Raw genomic sequence first — 23,441 nt, 5'->3', positions numbered from 1 at the left:
TCCTGCTGCGTCTACCGAGGATCCGCCGTGCCCGCCAATCGATCACGTACAGAGCGATGGAAAGAGTGCCTGGCTGAGATCTCTCAGCGAGGCGGCGGTATCGAGCTTTCGGTCGATCGCGGGCCGATCGATGCCGACGACCGGAGGCCAGACATCGTCTGGCGCGTTCGCCTGGTCTCTGTTTCAGATACCGAGCTCGTGACAGAGCATCCGACATCACTCCACGCGCCGATCGACCTCCCGCCGGGGACACAGCTCATTGGTGCCATGACGATCGGGCAGAACCGTTGGATGTTCAAGACGAAGGCGGTTGCCTCGTCGGGCGTCTCAGGGCGTGGGCCGTCGATGCTCAGGATCACCGCTCCGGACCACGTCGAGCGTTGCTCGCGCCGGTCCTTCTACCGTGTGCCGCTGGGAAGCGTCGAGCTGCCGAAGGTCGAGGTCTGGCCGATCCTCGATCCCACATCCGCCGTTGCTGCGGAAGTCGCGGACCGGGCGTCGGCCCACGAGATTGAGCGTTGCGGCGGGATCGATTCCAGCGAGACATTCACGCCGGTCCTTCCGGATGTCGGCCCTGGTTTCATCGGCCAGCTTGCAAACCTGGGCGGAGGTGGCGCGGGCCTCCTGATCGATCGCGATGACTCAGGCCCGTTGGATCGGTCGCGATACCTCTGGCTCCGAATCGACCTCCGGCCGGAACTCGTCGCCCCGATCGGTATGGTCGCGAAAGTGGCCCATACCCATGCCGACAGTTCGGGACGCATCTATGTCGGCGTCGCCTTTGAGTTTGGTTTCAGTCAGGGTCATCGTGAGTATGTGCTGGAGCAACTGACCCGGTACGTCAACGGCGTGACCGCCAAAGGGCGAGTGGCGAGCCCGAAAGCGGCCTGACTGCCGCTTGTAAAGGGTTCGGTAATTCCCATATCATGTGGCAGGTCCGGGGATGTTCCCGGGCGGTGTAAACACTCCGGCCGCTGTGCCGCGTGTGCCTATTGGCTGAGTCTCCGTTCGCCGAGCGGGGTGTGGCGTTTGGCCATGTACCTTGCGAAGCGAGCGATTCGAACGCGATGAGGAATCGCGACAGTGTCAGGACATGGATGTGCGATCACGAAGTCTGTATGGGGTTCGGGGAGAGATCGTGCGGTAAGAGCCGCAGCGTGAGGGAGGTTCGTGAGCGTTCGTTCTGATGCGTTGCCATTGGGCACGCAGTCTTGGCGCATGAGACACACCTGAGGTGCCGCACATCGGCCTTGATCGTCCCGGTTGTAGCCGCAACCGGGGGGAAGGGCTGTTCCATGCTGACTCAAACGCTGCTTCTCGCCGAAATCGGCGTCACCCATGTAGTACTCGCGGGTGTGATCGCTGCAATCGCCGGAGTTGGTCTTGGTTTCCTGTTGTGCCAGAGACTCGCAGGCAAGTCGCTCTCTCGCGCCAAAGCTGAAGCCGCACAGATCGTCGAGCGTGCAGCTGCCGAAGCCCGGACCCAGGCAGAGTCTGTCCGTCTGGAAGCCGAACGCCAGACCCTCGCGCGCAAAGAGCAGTTCGAGCGTGAGACCGAATCCGCCCGTGCCGAGCTCCGTGAGGTCGAGCGACGTCTTGCCAAGCGAGAGGATCTGCTCGACCGCAAGGAAGAGACGCTGGCACAACGCGACTCATCGAACTCGAAGCAGGCGGAGACCCTCCGAGCCAGGGAAGAGAAACTCGGCGCCAAGGAGGCCCAGATTGCAGCACTGGTCGAGCAGCAGACCCAGAAACTGCACCAGATCGCCGACCTCTCCCGAGACCAAGCGAGGGAAGAGCTTCTGCTCCGCATCGAGCAGGACTGCCGCCAGGATGTCGCGAAGCTCACACGCCGGATCACCGAGCAGGCCGAGGAAGACGCCGCCAAGCAGGCCAGAGAGATCACGCTGATGGCGATCCAGCGGTACGCCACGGAGCACACCTCCGAGTCGACTGTGCGGACGGTCGCGATTCCCTCGGATGACATGAAGGGGCGGATCATCGGGCGCGAGGGCCGCAACATCCGCGCCTTCGAACAGGCCGCAGGCGTGAACATCATCGTTGACGACACCCCCGGCGTGATCGTCGTCTCCTGCTTCGACAAGGTGCGTCAGGCGATCGCCGTAGAGGCCCTTGAACGCCTCGTCGCAGACGGGCGCATGCACCCCGCTCGCATCGAAGAGATCATCGAGAAGGTCAAGAAAGAGATCAACGAGAGCATCGTCAAGTTCGGCAAGGACTCAATCGTCGAGACCAATCTGCGGGGCGTTCACCCCAAGATCATCGAGGCGATGGGCAAGCTCCACTATCGAACCTCGTACGGCCAGAACGTCCTCCGTCACTCCGTTGAGGTCGCCTTCCTCTCGCAGATCATCGCCGAGCAACTCGGGCTCGACGGCGCACTGGCCCGACGCTGCGGCTTCCTCCACGACATCGGCAAGGCGATGGACCACGAGATGGAGGGTGGCCACCCCAAGATCGGCATGGACTTCGCCAAGCAGTACGGCGAGAAGGAGCCGGTGCTCAACGTCATCGGAGGCCACCACGGCGACATCCCCTCGACCACGTTCTACACACCCATCATCATGGCGGCCGACGCCGTCTCCTCCGCACGCCCGGGCGCACGCCGCGAGAGCATGGAGCGGTACGTTCAGCGACTCACCCAATTGCAGGACATCGCTCTGGGCTTCAAGGGCGTGACCGAGGCGTACGCGATCCAGGCCGGCCGCGAGGTCCGGGTGATGCTCGACGCCGCGAAGGTCGGCGATGACGAGGCCTTCCTGATCGCCCACCAGATCGCCCGGCGTGTCAGCGACGAGATGACCTTCCCCGGAGAGATCAAGGTAACGGTCCTCCGTGAGACCCGAGCCATCGAAGTCGCCCGCTGATTCCTGGCTGTGGATCTGGACACATAGGCGTCATTCTGCGACACTGCTCCTGTTCGGCCATGAGCCGAACCGGAGACGTAGCGATGCGTGTGTCGTGCCTTACCGTGGTCCTGATCATGACCCTTTTCGCAATGCGATCCTTCGCCCAGCCCGATGCACGCCCGGGCGAGCCCGTGGTCCGCTATGACGGCTACCGCGTCGTCAGCATTGTCATTCGGGACTTCCGAGATGTCCGCACGCTCGAGTCGATCGGCATCGAGCCGTTCGGTTGCGAGGTCCGTCACGATCACGCCAATGACTTTCTCGTCCCCCCTGATCGGTTCGATGCACTGGTCGCGACAGGCATGCCCCACGTGGTCACGATCCACGATCTGCAGCCGCTCATCGATGCCGAGCGTGCGCGGCTCTCGGCTCCGATTGCCCGTGATGCGTCCTGGTTCCAGGACTACAAGAACCTCAGCGCGGTCGAGGACTACATGGCCCAACTCGCGGCCCTCAGGCCGGATCTCGTCACCCAGATCGACCTCGGCATCTCTCTCGAAGGACGTCCGATCAAGGGCCTTCGCATCAGCAACGACGCCGTAGACCTCGGACGCTGCAAGCCCGCGATTCTGCTCAACAGCATCCAGCACGCCCGAGAGTGGATCACCGTCATGAACGCCATGTTCGTCGCGGACCACCTCGTTAGGAACTACGACGACGACGCCTATGTCCGCTTCCTCACCGACCACGCGGTCTTCTACATCGTGCCCATCATGAACCCTGACGGCTACGTCCACACATGGACGGTCAACCGCTTTTGGCGAAAGAACCGCCGACCCAATCCCGGCGGCTCGTTCGGCGTCGATCTCAATCGAAACTGGGGCTACCAGTGGGGGCTCTCTCTCCCAGGCGGCGCGGGCGGCAGCCCCTTCGGCTCCAGCGACGTCTACTGGGGAACCGGCCCATTCTCCGAGCCCGAGACCCAGCGCATCAGAGATTTCGTGCTCACGCATCCTGAGATCAAAGCCCACAACGACATCCACTCATACGGCCAGATGATCCTCTGGTCCTGGGGGTGGAGCCCCACGCCGATCTTCAACGCCCCGGAGTGGAACGACATCGGCCAGGAGATGAACGCACGCATCAACGCCGTACATGGAAAGACGTACACCTACGGCCCGATCTATACCGTGATCTACCCCGTCTCGGGCAGCAGCGTCGACTGGTTCTACGGCACAAGAAGCGGCATTCTCTCCATGAGTTACGAGCTCCGCGGGCCGAACTTCGCGCCGCCTCCCTCAGAGATTCTTCTCTGCGCACAAGAAACACTCCCCGCCACCCTCTTCCAAGCCGAGGCGATGATCGATCGCTACCGCTTCATCGCCGACTGGAACCGTGACTGCTCGCACGACATCGTCGATCTTCTCGACTTCATCGCTGACTTCGATGCACAAGACCCACGCTGCGACCTCGTCCCCGACGGCGATCTCGACATCCTTGACATTCTTGAGTTCATCCAAATCTTCTCCGAAGCGAGATGACCCGCCTTCACTCCCGCCTCAACTCGTAGATCTGCCTCATCGACGCCCACCATTCCCCCGGCCCCGCGCCCGGAGCAGGTCGCTGGAATTGGCGCATCAACTCGTCCCACTCGCGGCATCGCGGATCAGCCGCATACCGCTGGTAATCCCTCGCCGGGTCAAAGCCGTCGCTCGTCTCGAACACCATGAACAAGCGACTCCCCAGCCGAAAGATCCGCATCTCGCGGATCCCGATCTCCCTGAGCGAGCCCTCAACCTCAGGCCACACGGCCATGTGACGCCGCTCATACTCCTCGATCATCGCCGGATCATCGACAAGGTCGATCGTTTGCGCGAACATGGCCATGCACGTGCTCCCTTTGTGCCCGTTATACTCGATTCTGAGTCCCGGAACCGATTGTTCAGGAGTCAATCCACGTGCTCAGTCTCCTTCGCCTCCGACCGCCGCGTCACGCTCGCGGTCTACTTGCCATCGGCTGCATCGTCGTCGCCGCTGCGTTCGTGCTCTCGGCCTGCGATCGCAAGCAGCCCCCCGGCTCGAACGCCGACCAACCAAAGCCACTGCGTATCGCAGTCGTGCCCAAGGGCACCACTCACGAGTTCTGGCGCACTGTTCACGCAGGCGCGTCCCGTGCAGCCGCTGATCTCGGTGTTGAGATGGTCTTTCGCGGCCCGGAGAGGGAAGACGACAGGGCCCAGCAGATCTCGCTGGTCCAGAACCTCATCGGCTCACGCAGGTACGACGCGATCGTGCTCGCCCCGCTCGACGACCGCGCCCTAGTCGCTCCGGTGCGTGAAGCGACCGCCGCAGGCGTGCCTGTTGTGATCTTCGATTCGGGTCTGGATGAATCGATCGTTCGCCCCGGCTCCGACTTTGTCTGCTTCGTCGCGACCGACAACAAGCAGGGTGGTCGACTTGCCGGCGATGCGCTCGCCGCCGCGATGGGCAACACCGGCAAGGTGCTGCTGCTTCGCTACGCCGAGGGTTCGGCAAGCACGCTCCTCCGCGAGCAGGGATTCATAGATGCAATCTCGGCTCACGAGGGCATGACCCTCGTCGATCCGCGCCGATACGCCGGAGCCACCCGCGCAACAGCGCAGGAAGCCGCCGAGAACCTGCTCAACGCCCACCCGGATATCGACGGCGTCTTCTGCTCGAACGAGTCGTCAACCTTCGGCATGCTCCTCGCCCTCCGCTCGCGCGGACTCGCCGGCAAGGTCAAGTTTGTCGGCTTCGACTCCAGCGAGACATTCATCGACGCCCTCCGCGAAGGGCACATGCAGTCGTTCGTCGTCCAGAACCCCATGCGTATGGGTGAACTCGCTCTACGCGCAGCCGTCGATCACCTCCGAGGCACTCCCGTAGAGCCGGTGATCGATACCGGTGTCGCCATTGTCTCGCTTGAGAATCTCGATTCTCCTGAGATCGTCGGCATCATCCGCCCAACGCTCGCACCGAGCGGGGGCACACCATCGGCTCCCGGATCGCCATGATCATCCCGACACGGTCGAACGCTCTCGCCCTGCTCCGCGTGCTCGGGCCGATCCTCGGCCTCGGTGTTGTGGTTCTCGCGTTCATCGTCCTGGCACCCGGCCACCCCGTCACGAGCGCGGACATTCGCAACATCACGCTCCAATCCTCCATCACCGGGATCGGTGCGCTCGGTGTCGCGATCGTCATCGTCACCGGCGGCATCGATCTTGCCGTCGGTTCGGTCGTCGCCGTCTCGTGCGTCGCGACCGCGCTCGCGCTCAAGGAAGGAGCGAGCGGCCCCGTCGCCGCGTTGCTCGCAATCTCGGTCGCAACGCTTGCTGGCTCATACACCGGGCTCCTCACCGCTGCGTTTCGTCTCCCCGCGTTCATCGTGACCCTCGGCGCCATGGGGCTCTGGAGGGGCGTCGCCAAGTGGATCTCAGGAAGCACAACCGTCGTTCCGTCCACAGATGGCGGCCTCGGCTCGCTCGTCCGCCTCCGCCACGCGGGTCCGTGGTGGCAACTCTCGCCCGCGTCATTCATCTGGCTCCTGCTCGCGATCACTGTCGCCCTCTTTCTCGCAAGAACCGTCGCGGGTCGAAGATTCGTCGCCGTCGGCTCGAACGCCGAAGCCGCCAGAAGGTGTGGCATCCCCGTGCGACGCACACGCGCAGCCGCCTACACCCTCTGCGGCGTATTCGTCGGCATCGCGGGCGTCATCCAGTTCGCACGCCTCACCGTCGGCGATCCGACCGTCGCGTCCGGCGAAGAACTCCGCATGATCGCGGCCGTCGTGATCGGCGGGGGCTCCCTCCGGGGCGGACGCGTCTCGATATCGGGCACCGTCGCGGGCGTGCTGCTGATGTCATTCCTCTCCAACCGATCCGATGTGCTCGGCTGGCCCAACTACATCCAGGAGATCATCACCGGCCACATCATCATCGCCGCCGTGATCATCGATCGTTTCCGCTCGCGGAGCGTCGCAACAGACGCGGAGGGGATCTGAACGATGCCCCGCCGACGAGAGAGCAACCAGATCGACTGGCTCGTCATCACCGCATCCTCACGCGCTCAGGCGGCAGGGTACCGCCGAAACCTCCGAGAGCGCGCCTCACGCGGCGCGATGGCCTCGGTCCGTCGCTGGCTCGTCGTTCCCGATCCGCACGACAAGCGTGCCGGATCCGGCAACGCCACGCTGGTGGCAATCGCCCGCGTCCTCGCTGCAAGACTCGCCGAACTCCGTCGCGAGCGCAAGCGGCCATCCTCTCTCGATGCGATCCTTGAAGGACAGCGACTTCTCATCATCCACTCCGGTGGCGATAGCCGCCGGCTCCCCGCTTACGCAGCGTGCGGGAAGCTCTTCCTGCCACTCGATCGCCGAGATCCGAGCGGAACGCCCCTCTCGATGTTCGATCTCATTCTCCGCGATCTTGTCAACGTCCATCTCCGCGGCACGAATCCCGGCTCCACTCTCATCGCATCGGGCGATGTGCTGCTCAACGCATCCGCGCACACGATCGATCTGACGAGCCCCGGCATCACGGGCGTCGCCTTCCCCGCACCAGTCGAAACCGCGATGCGTCACGGCGTGTACGTGCACGACGCCTCGGGCCGCGTCACAACGTTTCTCCAGAAGCCGGACCATGAGGCGATGAGGCGTGAAGGGGCACTGACTCGTGATGGCCACGCACTCGTCGATTCAGGCATCGTGGTAATCGATAAGCCGACAGTCCTGCGTCTCGTCCGGTCGTTCGGGCTCACACTCGATGCAGGACGCGAACGGCTCCGCTTCAAGCCGCCTTTCGCTCGCATCATCGACGCCTCGTCGCCGCCGATGGACTTGTACGCTGACGTGCTGCTCGCCGCTGCCGGTGAGTCTTCGGACTTCCCGATGCTAACCAAGATGCTTCGGTCGGTCCACTTCAATGTGCGGATCATCCCCTCGTGCGACTTTCTCCACGTCGGCACGACAGCGGAGTTGCTCTCGTTGGCAATCAGCGACCGACGGCTGCGGGACACAAGAAACGCCGCGCCGGGACCTGTTGTTCTGGCGACCGTTGGTCGGTCACGGATCTCGGCGGACGCGAACTGCTGGATCGACGCCTGCTCCTTTCAGAAAGCGGCGAGATTCCAAGGGGACAACGTCGCCGTCGGCCTCGAGACCGATCGTCCATTCAGCATGCCGCACGGGTGGGGTGTTGTCATCCTCCCCCTCACCGGCGGCGGCTTCGCAAGCATCGCGTTCGGCAAGTCCGACGACTTCAAGACGCCCATCGATCACGGAGGAACCCTCGGCGGCAAGCCACTGATCGAGCAGGTCCGGCGTGTGGAGCGCGTGTCGATCACAGATCGAGAGTGCTCGCTCTATGACGCACCCCTCTGGCCCGTCGCCAAAACTCGCAAGGATGCCCTCAGGTCCATCGAGTGGATGTGGAGCGCACATGCATTGCCATCATCCGCATGGCTGCGCGCACCGCGTATCTCAGTCGCCGAAGCCGTGCGCACCTGCGACCATGCCTCGATGATCGAACATCGATGCACACTCGCAAGCCAGGACGCGGCGGAGGCGATCACGCGCGGCACCATGCCAGATGGACCTCCGGCAGCATTCCAAGACCTCTTGCCCCGCGACGCAGCCGGCGCGCTCGCCGCCTGCTCAGAGCGAGCGAAGAAACAGACAGAGCCGACCGCCCGGGCCTCCACGCTCTGGATCGCCTCTGATCTCGCTCGTCTCGCCGGGCGCGATCCCGCGCCGCTTCGAGACCGCGCGATGGCATGCGTTGCCGAAGCAGTCGAACGCTCCGCGGCACACGCACAACGCGTCGATCGAAAGCCCACACGTGCGGAGCCCATCCTGCCCAGTCAGGCGTCTTGGGCATCGTCCCCGGCCCGCATCGATCTCGCGGGGGGCTGGTCGGACACGCCACCGATCTGCCACGAACTCGGCGGAACAGTTGTGAACGCAGCAGTCAGGGTGGGTGGCCACGCCGCGGTCCATGCCATCGTGATGCGGACCGAACGCCCCGGCATCACCATCACGAGCACGGATCTCGGCCGGACCACAAGTATCCGAGCTATCACGGAGCTTCGCCTCCCGTTCGATCCCACACGCTGGGCATCCCTTGCGTGCGCAGCCATCGCCCTGAACGCCGAATCGGACTCTCCGCCGCGTAGCGTCGACGAGGTCTGCCGGAGAATGTGGGATGGACCGGGCGGGCTCCATGTGACGACATACTCCACGCTCCCCAAGGGCTCCGGTCTTGGCACCAGCTCGATTCTCGGCGCGACGCTCCTGGCCGCACTGGCGGATGCATGCGGCCGCCGAATGTCCGTCGAGCGACTCTTTGCGCAGACGCTCCGCCTCGAGCAGATGCTCGGAACCGGCGGCGGCTGGCAGGATCAAGCCGGCGGCCTGACGCCCGGCGTCAAGCTGCTCACCACATCTCCTGGTTTCGATCAGGTCCCCCGCGTCTCGACGCTCTCCGATCGGCTCTTCAGCGATCCCGACGGCCCTCGGATGCTCCTCTACTTCACAGGCGAGCGTCGCATGGCGAGAGGAATCCTGCGTGGCGTCGTCGGCCGTTACCTCGCTCGTGATCCTCGCATGCTTCATGCTGTGGTCGCACTCAAAGACGGTGCGATCGCCATGGCCGATGCCGTCAAAGCCGGAAATCAATCGGAGATTACCGTCCGCCTCGCCGAGTACTGGTCCCTCAAGAGAGCCGCCGATTCCGGCGCATCGCTCCCAAGTGTTGAATCGATCACACACACGCTGAGAGACCATCTGGCCGCATGGGAACTCCCCGGTGCCGGAGGCGGGGGATACCTCTTTATGATCGCCCGCGATGCCGATGCCGAACATCGCATCCGCAACTATCTCAGAAGGAATCCGCTCAACGCCGAATCACGATTTGCAGACGTAGAAATCGACGTGCGCGGGCTCACCGTGCTTCGCACCTGAAGCTGCCTATGGATACCGCAACGCCACCATCTCGCACCCGTGCCTCGCTGCGTGGTGCATTGGCCTGCGCCTCGCGCTTGTTACACGCCCACAGAGCCGAGCCCGGCTCAGATGCTGCCCGCTTCATGGTGCTCCGTGCCGCTCTGAAGACGCTCGGAGATTCATACGAGTCCGATCTCTCGATCCCGCGGCATCTCACAGACCTGCCGGAATCTCTGAGCGACGAGTTGCTCTCTCTGGCAGAGGCAAGTCTGCTCGCCCAGCGCGATGCTGAAGAACCGCTCGCCTTCCGCATGGGCAGGATGTACCAGCAGCTCATGGAATGGACCGTTGGTCCCGATCTGGAGCCGCTCCGCATCGGACGGCGTGAACGCCGCGCGGTCGGCGCGTTCTACACGCCTCTGCATCTCGTCGATCGTGTGGCCGATCTCGCGCTCGGTGCCTTGTCTGATTCCAGAGGCACACCCAGTGGCATCATCCGCGTCTGCGATCCCGCGTGCGGTTCCGGCAACTTCCTCACGCGCATGAGTGCCAAGCTCTCCGCTGCCGGCTGCGAGTTCTGTGTCGAGGGGTGCGACATCGACCCGATCGCATGCTGGATCGCGCGGTCCGCGCTCATGATGGAACGCGTCTGCCCTCAGGATGCGATCAAAGTACGGTGCGGCGACTCGCTCGTCGGCGTACTCGATGGATGCGAGCACGATCCGGAACGGGCGAGCGCGGCCGCGAACACGCCGCTCCAGTGGGCCGACCGACATGATATCGTGATCGGCAATCCACCCTTCCTCGGCCAACTCGCCCGAGGGACAGCGCGATCGCGTTCCCTTGCACAATACTTGAGGCATGCATCGAGAGGGGTTATCACGGGCTACGCCGATTCCGCCGCGGCGTTCGTCTGGAGAGCCGTCATGCTCTGCCGACCCCAGGGCATCATCGCGATCATCGTGCCCCGCTCGCTGCTCGCCTCACGCGATGCCGCGCCGCTGCGACGCTTTGTCGGGGAACACGCCAAAGTACTCGGCATCGAGCCGATCGACGATGTCGCGTTCGATGCGGGTGTGCAACCCTGCGTCCTGCTTCTCCGGCGGTGCGACACAGAAGAGAAGGTCTTGGCCGATGCGAACGCGTCCGGCATCTGGTCGATGAACGATGTCGCCACGATCGACCGACGCACGCTCGATTCCGCTCCGACTCTATCCTCGATCTGCTCCGCAACAGCCGACTTCCGCGACGCCTACTACGGGCTCGCGCCGTTCATCTTGGAAGACGAGAGCGGAGCCCTCGACGATTCACGCTTCCCTCGCCTCATCACCAGCGGCATGATCGAGCCGGGGCGAACCCTCTGGGGAATCAAACAGTGCCGCATCTTCAAGCGATTCTGGCTCCGACCGCGAATCGATCTGCACGCCCTCCAGGCCGACGAGACGATGGCCGCATGGGCTCGGAAACGACTCGTTCCAAAGATCCTCGTCGCGACGCAGACCAGAAGCATCGAGTGCGTTGCCGATGAATCAGGTCGCTGGCTCCCGGTCACGCCCGTGATCTCGGTCTATCCCAGAGAGGGCGTCCCGCTCGCGCGGATCATGCACTCACTCTGTTCGCCCCAGGCGAGTCTCACAGCGTCCATCATCGCACAAGGCACGGGCATGTCGGCGAGCGTCTTCCGATTGACCGCCCGACAGATCGGGCAGATACCCCTTATCGAGTAGCAGCACATGAAAGCGCATCTCCTCCAACTTGACATGCTCTGGGAAGACAAACTGGGGAATCGCGCCAAGGCGGGTTCTCTGATTCAACAGACATCCCTCTCTCCTTCCGATCTTGCCATTCTGCCCGAGATGTTCGACACCGGCTTCTCGTTTCACGTGAAACAGACCGCCGACACCGACGGCGAGACCTCACGCTTCCTCTCAGCCACGGCTGCCCGGCATCGCATCTACCTTCACGGCTCCCGCACCGCCATCGACGGGGCCGGGCGGGCCATGAACCTCGCGAGCGTGTACGGCCCAGACGGTGAGGCGCTCTGCGAGTACGAGAAGGTCCATCCCTTCGGGCTCGGGCCGCCGGGCGAGCGTGAGGCCGACCACTTCCCGGGCGGCTCGGAGGTCAAGACCTACGACTGGTCCACACCGGGCGGCTCGACCCTTCGTGTATGCCCCGTCATCTGCTACGACCTGCGGTTTCCGGAACTGTTCAGGAAGGGTCTGCTGCTGGGGGCCGAGGTCTTCATCGTCACCACGAACTGGCCGAGCGTGAGGGCGGGCCACCTGCGTGCGTTGCTGATCGCCAGGGCCATCGAGAACCAGGCGTATGTGCTCTGCGTGAACCGGACGGGCCGCGACCCGAGCATGGTGTATGCAGGCGGGTCGGTCGTGATCGACCCGAAGGGAGAGATCGTGGCCGAGCTGCGCGATGAAGAGGCGTGCCTCTCGGTCGAGATCGATCCCGGTGCGGTGCGGGAGTGGCGGGCGAGGTTCCCGGCGTGGCGGGATCACCGGCTGCTTACTCGTTGATGACGACCAGAGTCGCTCGAGAGAGGTATGTTGCGTGACGGGCGGTGTATGCGGGGTCGGCGACCTGCGTGAAGTAGTCGCGGGCTCGCTCGACGCCCCAGCCGCGCTCACCCGCGGATTCGATGGCCTCCCAGCGAGCCCATCTGGTGCTGGGGCTCGCGTCCATGAGGATGGCCAGATCAAGCATTGGCACCACTCGCTCGTCGAGCGCGTGGATCCCCTCGACGACGATCGTCTGGTGGCTGAGAACCACGCTGCGCTGCCCCTCGCGTTTGTGAGAGTGGAACGACCAGACCGGGATGCTGGCTTGTCCCATATCGCGGAGGGAGCGGATGTCGTCTACGAGGCGTGCGAGGTCGGCATGTTCGGGGTTGTCACGCTCCGACGGCGGTACCTTGTCGTAGTCCGGCAGGTAGGCGTCGGTCGGGATGATGCATCCCGAGAGCTTTGAGGCGAGCGTCGTCTTGCCTGACCCGACCGGCCCGGAGATTCCGATCACATGCGGATTCCGGTTGAGTGCTGAGATGAGCCGCCGGATGGCACCGGGCGCCTCGTGCATGGTGATGCGAGGGGGATGCATGGTTACTCCCAACGCAGCACGATTTTGCCGAACTGCTCGCCGGCCTCGATCCGCTCGTATGCCCTGATGCCGTCGCGGGCGTCGAAGACCTGATCGATCGCCGGGCGGAGCGCCCCGCTGTTGAAGAGGGCGACGATCTCTTTGAACTCGTGGTTGCTGCCCATGGTGGAGCCGAGGATCCTGAGTTGGTTCCAGAAGATTCTTGCGAGGTCGGTGGTTGCATCGGGTCCGCTGGTGCATCCGGGCGTGACGTACGTGCCGCCTCGCGCGAGGGACTTGATGCAGTTCAGGTGCGTGGCCTTGCCCGCGGAGTCGACCGCCATGTCGACGCCTCTCTTTTCGGTCCACTTCCGCACGTCTTTCGACCAGTCTTGTCCCTGGTCGAGTATGCAGAGCGCCGCGCCGAGTTCTCTGGCTTTGTCGAGTTTCCACTGGTGGCGGCTGGTGACTGCGATGGGACAACCCAGGTGGCGAGCGATTGCGAGCGCACTGGTTGCGACGCCGCCTCCGATGCCCGTGATGAGCACGCTCTGTCCGGGCTTGAGTCCGCCCTTGGTGATGATCATTGAGTACGCGGTGAGGGCACAGAGCCCGAAGCCCGCGGCTTGGATGGGGTTCGCCTCGCCGACATCGGCCATGTTCGCTGCGGGGATGGCGAATCGCTGGGCGTGCATGCCGTTGTGATGCTCGCCGATCAGTTCGTAGAGCGGCGCGAGTGTTGTCGCGGGGGGATCGCCGGGGCGGCTCGGCTCGGGCAGCACGGTCGCGGCGTTGACGATCACTCGCTTGCCGATCCATGCGGGATCAACTCCGGGACCCACGGCCTCGACGATGCCGCACGCGTCGCAGCCGCTGACGCGCGGATAGGTGAGGTTGAGCCCTGGGACGCCTTTGCCGACCCACAGGTCCATGTGGTTGAACGCGCTGGCGAGGGTTCGGATGTTCGCCCAATCGGGGGGCGGCGGCGGGAGATCGGGCCAGTCGGTCTGATAGCGGATGCTGGGTGCGACGGGATTGCCTTGCTTCGTGATGACGAGTGCGTGCATGCGTGAGGATATGTTCGGTGGTGCCGATCGGTTGTTCATGCCGGGAACGAAAGAGGCCCCCACGCGTTGCGTGAGGGCCTCTGGGTTGCAGATGGAACGAGGTGCGATCTCGATCAGGAGCACTGGCCGAAGATGTCGAAGAATCCGAGGAAATCCTGGATGTCGACGAAGTTGTCCGGGTTGTAGCGGTCAACATCGAAGAGGGCATCAGGGCAGGGTGTGACCTGGAACTCACAGGGGCCGTAGTCGCCGAAGAAGTCGAGGAAGTCCTGGATGTCGACGATGGTGTCCCCGTTGTAGTCGGCGGGGTCGCAGGGATCGCCGCCACCGGGCTGGCTGAGGTTGACGAACTGGTTTCCGGCGATCAGCGTGAAGTCGATGGCGCGGGCCTCACCGAGGTTCGATGAGCCGTCCGGCAGACCGCCCATGACCTGATTGGAGACGAAGCCGGAGTCGCCGTTGGTCATGAAGCCGCCGATCTTGATGTCGGACGAACCGTCCCAGCCGATCTCGGTCAGGCGGATGCGGAGTTCAACGCCCGTCGTGACCGCTGCTGCACCTGCGGCAGAGGATGACGTGACGCCTGCGATGTTGGAGTTGTCGGTTGCGACGGTGATCGCGTCGGGCGTGCCGACGGGATTGAAGGGATCGAGAAGGAGGGAGTTGCCGGCGAGACGCGGGGCGAAGTTGGTCTCGATGTCTGTGTCGCCGCCATCCTGGATGTCGATGATGGGGCCATCGAAGAGCATGGTATTTGTAGCGGCATTCAGGGAACCACGGAAGGCGCGGTAGTCGTACGGCTCATCGTTGAAGCCGAGGATGGGGCCGCCGGCGCGGAGGGTCGCTGCGTCGGCGTACTGGGTGACAGGGAAGCCGCCCATGTTGATGGCCATCCAGTAGTCGGGGGCGAAGTCTGCGTCCCACACGAGTCCGGTGCCCTCGGTGCCGGGTCCGAAGCGGTTGATCTGGTTGAAGAGAGCGGGGACGTTGTCGCTGCGCATGACGTTCTGGCCATCGGTGGCGTTGGCGTCGATGAAGAGGTGCAGCTTGTTGAAGTTGCTCTCGATGTTTCCGGTGATCAGAACGTAGAGGTCACCGTTGGCGGTATCGACGTAGCCGTAGACGCCGTTGATCTCTGAACCGACTGCGGCGTCAGCAGAGGGGATCGTGATGGGTGGGCTGCCGGTCACGCCGGTGGTGTTTGAGTTGTCGATCGTGGCGAACATGGCGGGTGCGCCGCTGTCGCCACCGGAGAGTGCGCCTCCGAGGGTGGCGTATCCGCCATTGCCGACGAAGTAGCCGGTCGCGCCGTTGAGATCGGCGAAGTGGACGTTGTTCGTGGTGCCGTTGCCGTCGAAGGTGAGGTAGTAGTCGGCACTGAACGCGGCGTCGAACGTGAGGTTGTTCATGGTGTTGAGGCGGGTGCCCGCGCCACCACCGAGGCCGTTGGCGAGGACATTCTGTCCGCCGCTGACCGCGCTCGAATCGAAGAAGAGATCGAGACCGTTGCCGTTGGACTCGACGTTGCCGGTGATCATGACATAGAGGGTGCCGCCGTTGACGACGGCGTAGACGGCGTTGATCTCTGAGCCGCCGCCGCCTGCGGGAGTTGCGGTGCCGTTGTCACCGAAGCCGGTGAAGTTGTTCTGGAGCCATCCGGCCTGGGGCGCGCCGTAGATTGAGTCCTTCGTGCCGTCGAGTGTGGGGGCGGTGCCGACGGTGGCGGGGTTGAGTGTGATGTATTGATCCCCGGCGATGGAGCCGAAGTTGATGCCGCCGGTGCCGCCGAGATTGCCGAGATTCGGCAGCCCGCCGATGACCTGGTTCGACATGAAGGTGCGGTCGCCGGAGTTGATCCAGCCGGCGAGGCGGAGGTTCGCAGCCGAGCCACCGATCGCGGAGAGGGGGATAGCGAACTCGACACCAGTGACTGCTGCGGCGGCGTCGCCTGAGGGCGGCACGTTGGAAGGGTGGTTGTCGCCGAAGCCGGTGGGAACATTCTGCACCCACTTGATGGCACCGTAGAAAGATTCGTCACCCGTGAGCTTGCCATCGACGGCGGGCTGAGCGAACGCTTGACCGGCGAGTGCTGCGAGAGCGGCCGCCGAGAGCACAGTGTGAACCTTCATACTTCAGATCTCCCTCATAACGGGTCCGAAACCGCGGCGTGCGCACGCCGCGACGGGCGAAGCCCCGTCTACGCGCGAGCGCAACGGGGCGTACCCAAACTCCTCGAATATAGAAAGGTGATCGGCGGATTGCGAGAGATTTGTCGGCGTTTCGCGGGTTCTTTTGCAACGACCTGCGTCTTTGAGATCTCGTCCACGATTCACGATTCTGATCTCACTCGTTCGTGTAGAAGCGAGCGGAAAGGGGCGGCACCCGACTATCTGGCAAATCGTGTATGAAGGGATGATCAAGTGTGGCCAACGGAGCGTCGGAACCGCCTCGATTGACGGCGATGAGCACTTGCCTCCCGTTGAGCTCGCGTTCGAACACGAGCAGATCGGGGTTGTCTGATTCGAGGAACCGTATCGTCCCATAACGGAATATGGGGCCATAGTCCGGGTGCTGTCGGATTGTGAACCACTCCTGGTATGCAGCGAGCATGTTCAGATCGGGCGCATCGTCCGGGTTGTCCGGCGTGTCGAGGTCGGGCCAGGGGATCGGCTTTCGATTGTCGGGGTCGTCGGGCCCGAAGACCCCGAGTTCATCGCCGGCGTACACCATGGGCGAACCGAGCGCGGTTGCCTGAATCGCGACGGCGAGCATCGCACGGCGGTGGGCGTCGGCAGAGGGTCTTCGGCGAGCCGCATCTCTGCCGAGTTCGACGATGGTTGCACCGTCGTCATAAGGCGCGTCTGGGCGCGAGATCATGGTGAGGAGGCGGGGCGTGTCGTGCGAGCCGAGAAGATTCATCTGCACGAGTTCGGTGTGCGGCGCGTGCGAGAAGACGCGGCTGAGGCGATCGGAGAGGGACTGGCTTGACGTTCTTGGCGCTCCAGAGACCCACTCGACGGTGGCGATCGCAAACGGATAGTTCATCTGGCTGTCAAAGGCGACGCCATCGAACCAGGGCTGGGCATCGAACCAGATCTCACCGACAAGGATTGCATCGGGATTCAAAGAGCGGACGTGCGCCCGCCAGCGTGACCAGAAGGCATTGCCGATCTCGGGAGCGACATCCAGACGCCAGCCATCGATGCCGTCGGAGGGATCGCCGTCGCCGTTGGGATCCATCCAGCGGCGGGTGATCTCGAAAATGTGATCAGAGACTTCGGGGTGGAGATCGCCATCCGGTGTCTGCGTGAACTCGGGGAGGTTCCCGTTCTGGCCTTCCCACGCCGTCCACCCGACGAGATTGCCGGCATCATTGAAACGGGCTCGGAACCAATCGGCGTATGGGGAGGAGCGGCCTCGCTCGACGACATCTTTGAATGCCCAGTGGTCGGTGCCGGTGTGGTTCCAAACGCCATCGATGATCACGCGCAGGCCACGGGCTTTGGCAGCGGGAAGCAGGGTGTGCAGGAAGTACTGGTCGGCTGTTGTCCAGTCCCAAGTGTCGAGGGACTCATGTTTCGGGGCGGGCGGGCCGAAGGTCGGGTCGATGTGTCGGAAGTCGGCGGCGTCGTATTTGTGGAGGGAGGATGAGGCAAAGACAGGGCAGAAGTAGATCGCGGTGACGCCGAGGGACTTGATGTGGTCGAGTTGCTCGTAGACGCCGAGGAGGTCGCCGCCGTAGCGCCGTGCGAAGATCGTGGATCTGCGTGAGCCGCCTCTTCGGTTGAAACTTGCGAGAGAGCGTGGATCGCCGGCACGCTGTCTCGACCAGGCGAGTTCGATCTCGTCGAGTGTGACGTCGCTGAAGTCTGACTGCCACTTGGTGCGAGCCACTGATGGCCCGCTCGGGTCGTTGTCGGAGTCGCCGTTGCGGAAACGTTCGGGGAAGATCTGGTACCAGACGGCTCCCATGGCCCAGCCGGGTGCTTCGAGGTTGTTGTCCATGGCGAGCGGCAGAGGAAGGGCTGGGGCATTGCCGATCTGGAGCGTGAGGTTGTTCGGGAAGGGTTGCGGGAGCGTATCACCTATCCAGAACCGAATCGGTCTTGCAGCGTGGTCATTGCCGCTGATTTTGATCTGGATTGTGAGGAGCGGCTCGCCCCCCGCCGTGCCGATTCGGGCAAGGTGTTCCCCGATCTCGAGCTCGTGGTTCTCCAGATCGAAGAGGCCAATGGACGGGGAGAGGGTGCGGATGGCTGGTTGGGCGTGGAGGGGGCCTGCGAGCGTGATGGTGGTGAGGAGGGCGAATCCGTGAGGGGTACGGGACGTTCTTCTCGAACGATCGCTGGTGGCTGCGTTCATGTGACCTCTGGGTGACACCGTCTTGTGCGGCGATCGGTGAAGAAGGTGGAAATCGCAAGGATCTTGACGGGAACCTGACACGGACGTTACCTTGATGTATGCGGCGCGGCAACATCTGGTTGTCGCGCTTCGGTCGATTCCGTCCGCGGACGAGGAGTCATCCATGCAAGTTGGGCACGTCGGAGCATCGTGTCGTAAGGCGTTCACGCTTATCGAGCTGCTAGTCGTGATCGCGATCGTTGCGTTGCTGATCGGCATTCTGCTTCCCGCGTTGGGCGAGGCGAGGAAAGCCGCGGCACTGACGAAGTGCCTTGCAAACACGCGTTCGATGGGGATGTCGCTGACGCACTACGCGAACGAGAACAAGGACTGGTATCCGCTGTTCCTGATGAACAGCGCGCAGCGGACGGCGTGGCGCACGAGCAAGATCCTGACGAGCCAGAACTCGTACGGCGGTGTTGCGGGGCTCTTCAGTCTCTGGCAGGTCGGCGATGCCGAGGATGAGAACGGTGTGGTGACGGGGACTGATCGGTACGGCTATCGCGGGGCGAGCGGTCCTTCGGGGGATCCGAGCTCGGCCATCTACACGGGATCGAGCCCGCCGGTGAGCACGCCGCTGATGTCGGGCTATTTGGACGGTTACGGTGCGTTGCTCTGCCCGTCGGATCGTGAGGACAGGTATTACGGCAAGACGCTGACGGCGACGAACTACTCGTCTGCGGCGGCTGTTGTTCCGAAGATGCCGAACAGCGAGCGGGATGTGGTGTCGTACAACATCTCGTATATGTACATCGCCGGCTTCAAGACGTACGAGTCGGTGATTCTGAATCCTGCGCCGCTCTGGGGGGACGACACGAACGGGCCGGACTACAGCACGAACTCGTTCTACAAGTCGGAGAGCAACCATATCCCCGCGAGAGCGCAGCCCGGGCACTACGGGAAGGTTGACAATCACAGCGACCGCGGCGGGAACTGGGTGTTCACGGATGGCCATGCCGACCTGATACGGGGGCGTATCGAGGAGATCTTCTTCGAGACCGGAGATTCGACAAACGCTCAGAGCATCAACACGATCGATCGAACGCGAAGTCAGCGTGTCCAGACGATCGATTAGCAAACGGTCCGGGACCGGCGGTTGCACGCACAGACGGGACGTTCACGCTATCCTACCGGCCCCTCGCGGTGTGCGGATCGCGGGAGGCGGGCAAGCCATCGCCCCGGTTGGTGCGTGGCGGGTAATTCGAGAGCAGCGACACGGGTGAAGATCTGACTGGCACCGTGAATCAACCGAAGAAGGGATGGCTGAGGCGGCTGCTGGCGTTCCAGGAGTCGGGCTTGGTGCTGGTGATCGTGCTGATGGCGGCGGCGCTGACGCTGCTGGGCGGCACGAAGCTGGTCCCGAAGATGGATCCGGCGACGAACACCGCGATGCTCGATCCGGAGACGGGACAGCCGATCCGCGTCGAGGTCAATCGGTTTCTTGATACGCAGAACATCGTACAGAATGCGAATACTGCATCGTACATCGCCGTGATGGCGGTGGGGATGACGGCGATCATTGCGCTGGCGGGGATTGACCTCTCGATCGGTTCGATCTATGCACTGGCCGCGTTGTGTGGCGCGTTCGCGATGCGCGAGTTGGAACGCTCGACCGGGCTCGCGGTGGCGTTGCCAGTCGGGCTGGGCGTTTGTATGTGTGTGGGTGCCATCGCGGGCATGCTGAACGGGGCGATGGTCGTGGGGCTGCGCGTGCATCCATTCATCATCACACTGGGGACAATGGCGATCTATCGCGGCGTTGCATTCGTGATGAGCGGGGGGCAGACCGTGAGCGGTTTTCCGGAGTCCGTGCAGCGAGGGTTCTTCAAGTTCACGATCGGGGGCGTGCAGCCGGTGCCGTCGCTGCTGATGGTGGTGACGACTCTGGTCGGCTGGTTTGTGATGTCGCGGACGGTTCTCGGGCGGCGTGTGTACGCGATCGGCGGGAACGAGGTCGCGGCGCGGTACGCGGGGATTCCGGTCGGCAGGGTGAAGATCATTGCCTTTACGATCGCGGGGATGCTGGCGGGACTGGCGGCGTGCATGTACGCGGGGTATTTCGGTGCCGCGACATCGGATGCCGGCACGGGGTATGAACTCCGTGTGATCGCGGCGGCGGTGATCGGCGGCGCGTCGCTCTCCGGGGGGCGGGGTTCGGCTCTCGGGGCCGCGCTCGGGGCAATCGTGATCCAGTTGATCGACAACGGGATGATCATTCTGCAGATCGATCAGAGCTACAACCAGATCGTGATGGGAGCCGCGATCGTGATCGCGGTGCTGGTCGATCAGGCGAAGAGCAACCCTTCCGCGGCGTTTGCCGTGTTCGGGCGTTTGACTAGGAAGTGATGAGCCACTCTCGGCCGGTTTCCGGCCTTCGACGGAGGTACAGCCATGTCTCGAAGTGTGATGAATGTCGTGGGCGCGGCCGCCCTGATGCTCTGTGTGCTGGGCGGGTGCAAGAAGTCCGAGGGCGGGAGCGCATCCGCTCCCGCGACTGGAGGGACGAAATCGAGTGGGAAGTCGGAGTACGTCTTCGGCGTGATCGCCAAGAGCCAAGCGAATCCCGTCTTCCAGGCGGCCAGGACCGGCGCGGAGGACGCGGCGAAGGAGCTCTCCGCGAAGCATGGGGTCAAGGTGACGGTAAACTGGCGGACGCCGAACACGGAGGATGCCCAGAAGCAGGCGCAGTTCATCGAGCAGTTGGTTGCGCAGGGTGTAAACGGGATCACTGTCTCGTGCACGGATGCCGCGATCCTGACGGGCGCGATCGATGACGCCGTGAACAAGGGCGTGTACGTCGCGACGTTCGATTCCGATGCGCCGGCCAGCAAGCGGTTTGCGTACTACGGGATCAACGACGAGGAGGCGGGCAGGGCGGTTGCACGCGAGTTGATCAAGGTGATGGGCGAGACCGGTGTGGTCGCGATCCTCGCGGGCAATCAGAGCGCGCCGAACCTGCAGACGCGGGTGAGGGGCGTGCGCGATGAGATCTCGAAGCACCCCGGCGTGACGATCAAGGACGTGTACTACCACCCGGAGACCGCTCCGGACGCCGCGGCGAAGGTGAAGGACGTTCAGATCAACAACCCTGAGATCACAGGGTGGGCGATGGTGGGGGGCTGGCCGCTCTTTACCGAGAACGCGCTGGATGGGGTCGCGGGGAAAGCAAAGGTTGTCTCCGTAGATCATCTGCCCGAGCAGTTGAACTATGTCCGGGCGGGTCAGGTTCAGGCGCTCGTCGGGCAGGATTGTTACGGGTGGGGGTACCGGACGGTGGAGATGCTCTTTGAGCGTGCGCACCTCAACAAGAGCCCTGAGAACGTCATCAACACATTCGAGCTTTCCGTGGTGACAAGCGAAAATGTCGACGAGTATGCGGGCATCTGGAATCGCTGGCTCGGCAAGAAGTGATCATTCTGATTCAAGTGCCGGGCGGGAGAGATCCCGCCCGGTTTCTTTGTCGGGAGCTCTCCGGTACGTATGGAGCATTCAGAACCCCATCCTCTGGTCACCGTTGATCGCGTCTCGAAGCGATTCGGCGTGACGCAGGCGCTCGACGATGTTTCTGCGTCCTTTCTTGCCGGGGAAGTTCATGCCCTAATGGGTGAGAACGGCGCGGGGAAGAGCACGCTCGGCAAGGTGATCGCGGGGTTGCACAGGCAGGACGGCGGAACGGTGGCGGTCGGGGGGTACATGCTGCGGCCGGGCTCGATCGACGACGCATACTCGCACGGGGTGAGGATCGTCCATCAGGAGCTCGCCCAGTGCCCGAATCTGTCTGTGGCGGAGAACCTGTGCCTGCACGACATGCCGCGCGGCGCGTTCGGCCTGGTTGACCGTCGGGCCATGAACGAGCGTGCGGCGCGATTGGTCCACATGCTCGAGCCGGGAATCGATGTGACGCGTCCGCTCGGCGAGTTGTCGCCGGGGTGGCGTCAGATCTGCCAGATCGCGGCGGCGCTTGAGCGGCGCGGAGATGGGCACGCGAGCGATCCGCGGGTGATCGTGTTCGACGAGCCGACATCGTCGCTCTCCATCGCGGAAGTCGATCGTCTGCTTCGTATCGTGCGCGACCTTGCGGCTCGCGGGCTCACGATCCTGTACGTCTCTCACCGGATGGGCGAGATCTTCGCGTGCTGCGATCGGGTGACTGTGCTCCGAGACGGGAAGTACGTCGCGACATCGAGAGTCAGCGAGATCGACGAGCCGACGCTCGTTGAGCAGATGATCGGCCGGCGTGTGACAACACCGTCTTCGAGAGCCGCGACCAACGGCCGCGGCGAGCACGGAGTGGCGACCGAGACGGGCCTGCGTGTCTCTTCGCTCTCGTCACCCGGGAAGTTGGATGGTGTATCGCTGTCGGTCCGGCCAGGAGAGATCGTCGGCGTCGGCGGGCTCGTCGGTGCGGGTCGGAGCGAGCTGCTCGACGCGATCTTCGGGCTTGATGCCGCTTCTCGTGGTGCTGTCGAGGTCGCGGGCTCTCCACTGCAACCCCACAACCCGCGTGCGTCGATCAAGGCGGGGATGGGTTACGTCCCGGAGGATCGCAAGATCCAGGGATTGTTCTTCTTGCTGGGGATTGATGAGAACATCGTTGCTCCGGTGATGGGGCTCCTGGCATCCTCGGGCGGGATTCGCAGACGCCGCGAAGAGGGCCGCCTGGTGGGGGAGCGGATGCGATCCTTCCAGGTGAAGGCCGCTTCTCCTGCTGCCCTGCCCGGCTCGCTTTCCGGCGGCAATCAGCAGAAGCTGCTGCTGGCGCGATGGATGGGGGAGCAGACAAGGGTTCTGCTGCTCGATGAGCCGACGAGAGGGATCGATGTCGGTACGAAGGCCGAGATTTACAGGTTGATCCGCGATGCGGCGGCGTCCGGCGTGGCCGTGCTGCTCGTGTCGAGCGAGATGCCGGAGCTGCTGCATCTTTCGGATCGCGTCCTTGTGATGAGCGAGGGGCGCATCACGGGAGATTTGAGCGGCGATCAGATGACACAGGCCAACATCCTGCGCCTGGCGACGATGGAATCGCACAAGTCTTTATCAGCGGCACCCTGAACG

16 protein-coding genes and 1 pseudogene are annotated in these 23,441 nt (G+C 63.6%); 12 read left to right on the top strand and 5 right to left on the bottom strand.

The window, feature by feature from the left end; translation table 11 throughout:
- Nucleotides 1-27 precede the first annotated feature (27 nt).
- The 3 genes from KF838_05875 (at nt 28) to KF838_05865 (ending at nt 4,411) form a co-directional block, all read left to right on the top strand.
- Complete coding sequence (locus KF838_05875) at nt 28-891, top strand: hypothetical protein (protein QYK49378.1); 864 nt, start codon at nt 28-30, stop codon at nt 889-891.
- A gap of 404 nt (nt 892-1,295) precedes the next feature.
- Nucleotides 1,296-2,888, top strand: coding sequence for a ribonuclease Y (gene rny / locus KF838_05870; GenBank protein ID QYK49377.1), 1,593 nt, complete (start codon nt 1,296-1,298; stop codon nt 2,886-2,888).
- 116 nt (nt 2,889-3,004) lie between these two features.
- Nucleotides 3,005-4,411, top strand: coding sequence for a hypothetical protein (locus KF838_05865; GenBank protein QYK49376.1), 1,407 nt, complete (start codon nt 3,005-3,007; stop codon nt 4,409-4,411).
- A 7-nt stretch (nt 4,412-4,418) separates the two neighbouring features.
- Here KF838_05865 and KF838_05860 read toward each other — a convergent pair whose 3' ends face one another.
- Nucleotides 4,419-4,757: an L-rhamnose mutarotase gene (locus tag KF838_05860; GenBank protein ID QYK49375.1), complete on the bottom strand. Its 339-nt coding sequence runs from the start codon at nt 4,755-4,757 to the stop codon at nt 4,419-4,421.
- 71 nt (nt 4,758-4,828) lie between these two features.
- On the opposite strand from KF838_05860, the gene KF838_05855 reads away from it, so the two are divergent.
- The 5 genes from KF838_05855 to KF838_05835 all read left to right on the top strand — a co-directional run bounded on the left by KF838_05855 (nt 4,829) and on the right by KF838_05835 (nt 12,359).
- The gene (locus KF838_05855) at nt 4,829-5,905 is read left to right on the top strand and encodes a substrate-binding domain-containing protein (protein QYK49374.1); all 1,077 of its coding nucleotides are present in this window, start codon (nt 4,829-4,831) and stop codon (nt 5,903-5,905) included.
- On the top strand, nt 5,902-6,891 hold the full coding sequence (locus KF838_05850; protein ID QYK49373.1) for an ABC transporter permease: 990 nt from the start codon (nt 5,902-5,904) through the stop codon (nt 6,889-6,891). Before KF838_05855 ends, KF838_05850 begins: the two co-directional genes overlap by 4 nt.
- 3 nt (nt 6,892-6,894) lie before the next feature.
- A complete protein-coding gene (locus tag KF838_05845) occupies nt 6,895-9,846 on the top strand; it encodes a hypothetical protein (protein ID QYK49372.1) in 2,952 nt (983 codons plus the stop codon).
- Nucleotides 9,847-9,971: 125 nt separating this feature from the next.
- A complete protein-coding gene (locus tag KF838_05840) occupies nt 9,972-11,555 on the top strand; it encodes an N-6 DNA methylase (GenBank protein QYK49371.1) in 1,584 nt (527 codons plus the stop codon).
- A gap of 6 nt (nt 11,556-11,561) precedes the next feature.
- A complete protein-coding gene (locus KF838_05835; protein ID QYK49370.1) occupies nt 11,562-12,359 on the top strand; it encodes a hypothetical protein in 798 nt (265 codons plus the stop codon).
- Here the strand turns inward: KF838_05835 and KF838_05830 are convergent.
- The 4 genes from KF838_05830 to KF838_05815 form a co-directional block, all read right to left on the bottom strand.
- Nucleotides 12,349-12,939 (bottom strand): hypothetical protein, encoded by a 591-nt coding sequence (locus KF838_05830; protein ID QYK49369.1) that lies wholly within the window; start codon nt 12,937-12,939, stop codon nt 12,349-12,351. The two genes, KF838_05835 and KF838_05830, sit on opposite strands and share 11 nt — an antisense overlap.
- Nucleotides 12,940-12,941: 2 nt before the next feature.
- Entirely contained in the window at nt 12,942-13,985 is a 1,044-nt protein-coding gene (locus tag KF838_05825) for a zinc-binding dehydrogenase (GenBank protein QYK49368.1), read from the bottom strand.
- Between the two features lie 113 nt (nt 13,986-14,098).
- Nucleotides 14,099-16,114, bottom strand: coding sequence for a hypothetical protein (locus KF838_05820; protein ID QYK49367.1), 2,016 nt, complete (start codon nt 16,112-16,114; stop codon nt 14,099-14,101).
- 214 nt (nt 16,115-16,328) lie between these two features.
- The gene (locus KF838_05815; GenBank protein QYK49366.1) at nt 16,329-18,347 is read right to left on the bottom strand and encodes a hypothetical protein; all 2,019 of its coding nucleotides are present in this window, start codon (nt 18,345-18,347) and stop codon (nt 16,329-16,331) included.
- A 163-nt stretch (nt 18,348-18,510) separates the two neighbouring features.
- Between KF838_05815 and KF838_05810 the strand changes: the two are divergent.
- The 4 genes and pseudogenes from KF838_05810 to KF838_05795 all read left to right on the top strand — a co-directional run bounded on the left by KF838_05810 (nt 18,511) and on the right by KF838_05795 (nt 23,438).
- Nucleotides 18,511-18,642: pseudogene (locus tag KF838_05810) on the top strand (prepilin-type N-terminal cleavage/methylation domain-containing protein).
- Nucleotides 18,643-19,625: 983 nt separating this feature from the next.
- Nucleotides 19,626-20,732 (top strand): ABC transporter permease, encoded by a 1,107-nt coding sequence (locus tag KF838_05805; protein ID QYK49365.1) that lies wholly within the window; start codon nt 19,626-19,628, stop codon nt 20,730-20,732.
- A gap of 45 nt (nt 20,733-20,777) precedes the next feature.
- A complete protein-coding gene (locus KF838_05800) occupies nt 20,778-21,797 on the top strand; it encodes a substrate-binding domain-containing protein (GenBank protein ID QYK49364.1) in 1,020 nt (339 codons plus the stop codon).
- Nucleotides 21,798-21,866: 69 nt separating this feature from the next.
- Complete coding sequence (locus KF838_05795; protein QYK49363.1) at nt 21,867-23,438, top strand: sugar ABC transporter ATP-binding protein; 1,572 nt, start codon at nt 21,867-21,869, stop codon at nt 23,436-23,438.
- The last annotated feature ends 3 nt before the right edge of the window (nt 23,439-23,441 follow it).

This window comes from Phycisphaeraceae bacterium, assembly GCA_019454185.1.
GTDB lineage: Bacteria > Planctomycetota > Phycisphaerae > Phycisphaerales > UBA1924 > JAHBWV01.
The sequence above is the reverse complement of the archived record's forward strand: the minus strand, read 5'-3'. Positions and strand labels throughout refer to the sequence as shown.

Bases quoted from the DNA above. Each gene is read 5' to 3' on its own strand.
- rny (QYK49377.1), top strand. From the start codon at position 1,296: ATGCTGACTCAAACGCTGCTTCTCGCCGAAATCGGCGTCACCCATGTA.
- KF838_05865 (QYK49376.1), top strand. From the start codon at position 3,005: ATGACCCTTTTCGCAATGCGATCCTTCGCCCAGCCCGATGCACGCCCG.
- KF838_05860 (QYK49375.1), bottom strand. From the start codon at position 4,757: ATGGCCATGTTCGCGCAAACGATCGACCTTGTCGATGATCCGGCGATG.
- KF838_05850 (QYK49373.1), top strand. From the start codon at position 5,902: ATGATCATCCCGACACGGTCGAACGCTCTCGCCCTGCTCCGCGTGCTC.
- KF838_05845 (QYK49372.1), top strand. From the start codon at position 6,895: ATGCCCCGCCGACGAGAGAGCAACCAGATCGACTGGCTCGTCATCACC.
- KF838_05840 (QYK49371.1), top strand. From the start codon at position 9,972: ATGGTGCTCCGTGCCGCTCTGAAGACGCTCGGAGATTCATACGAGTCC.
- KF838_05835 (QYK49370.1), top strand. From the start codon at position 11,562: ATGAAAGCGCATCTCCTCCAACTTGACATGCTCTGGGAAGACAAACTG.
- KF838_05830 (QYK49369.1), bottom strand. From the start codon at position 12,939: ATGCATCCCCCTCGCATCACCATGCACGAGGCGCCCGGTGCCATCCGG.
- KF838_05825 (QYK49368.1), bottom strand. From the start codon at position 13,985: ATGCACGCACTCGTCATCACGAAGCAAGGCAATCCCGTCGCACCCAGC.
- KF838_05820 (QYK49367.1), bottom strand. From the start codon at position 16,114: ATGAAGGTTCACACTGTGCTCTCGGCGGCCGCTCTCGCAGCACTCGCC.
- KF838_05815 (QYK49366.1), bottom strand. From the start codon at position 18,347: ATGAACGCAGCCACCAGCGATCGTTCGAGAAGAACGTCCCGTACCCCT.
- KF838_05800 (QYK49364.1), top strand. From the start codon at position 20,778: ATGTCTCGAAGTGTGATGAATGTCGTGGGCGCGGCCGCCCTGATGCTC.
- KF838_05795 (QYK49363.1), top strand. From the start codon at position 21,867: ATGGAGCATTCAGAACCCCATCCTCTGGTCACCGTTGATCGCGTCTCG.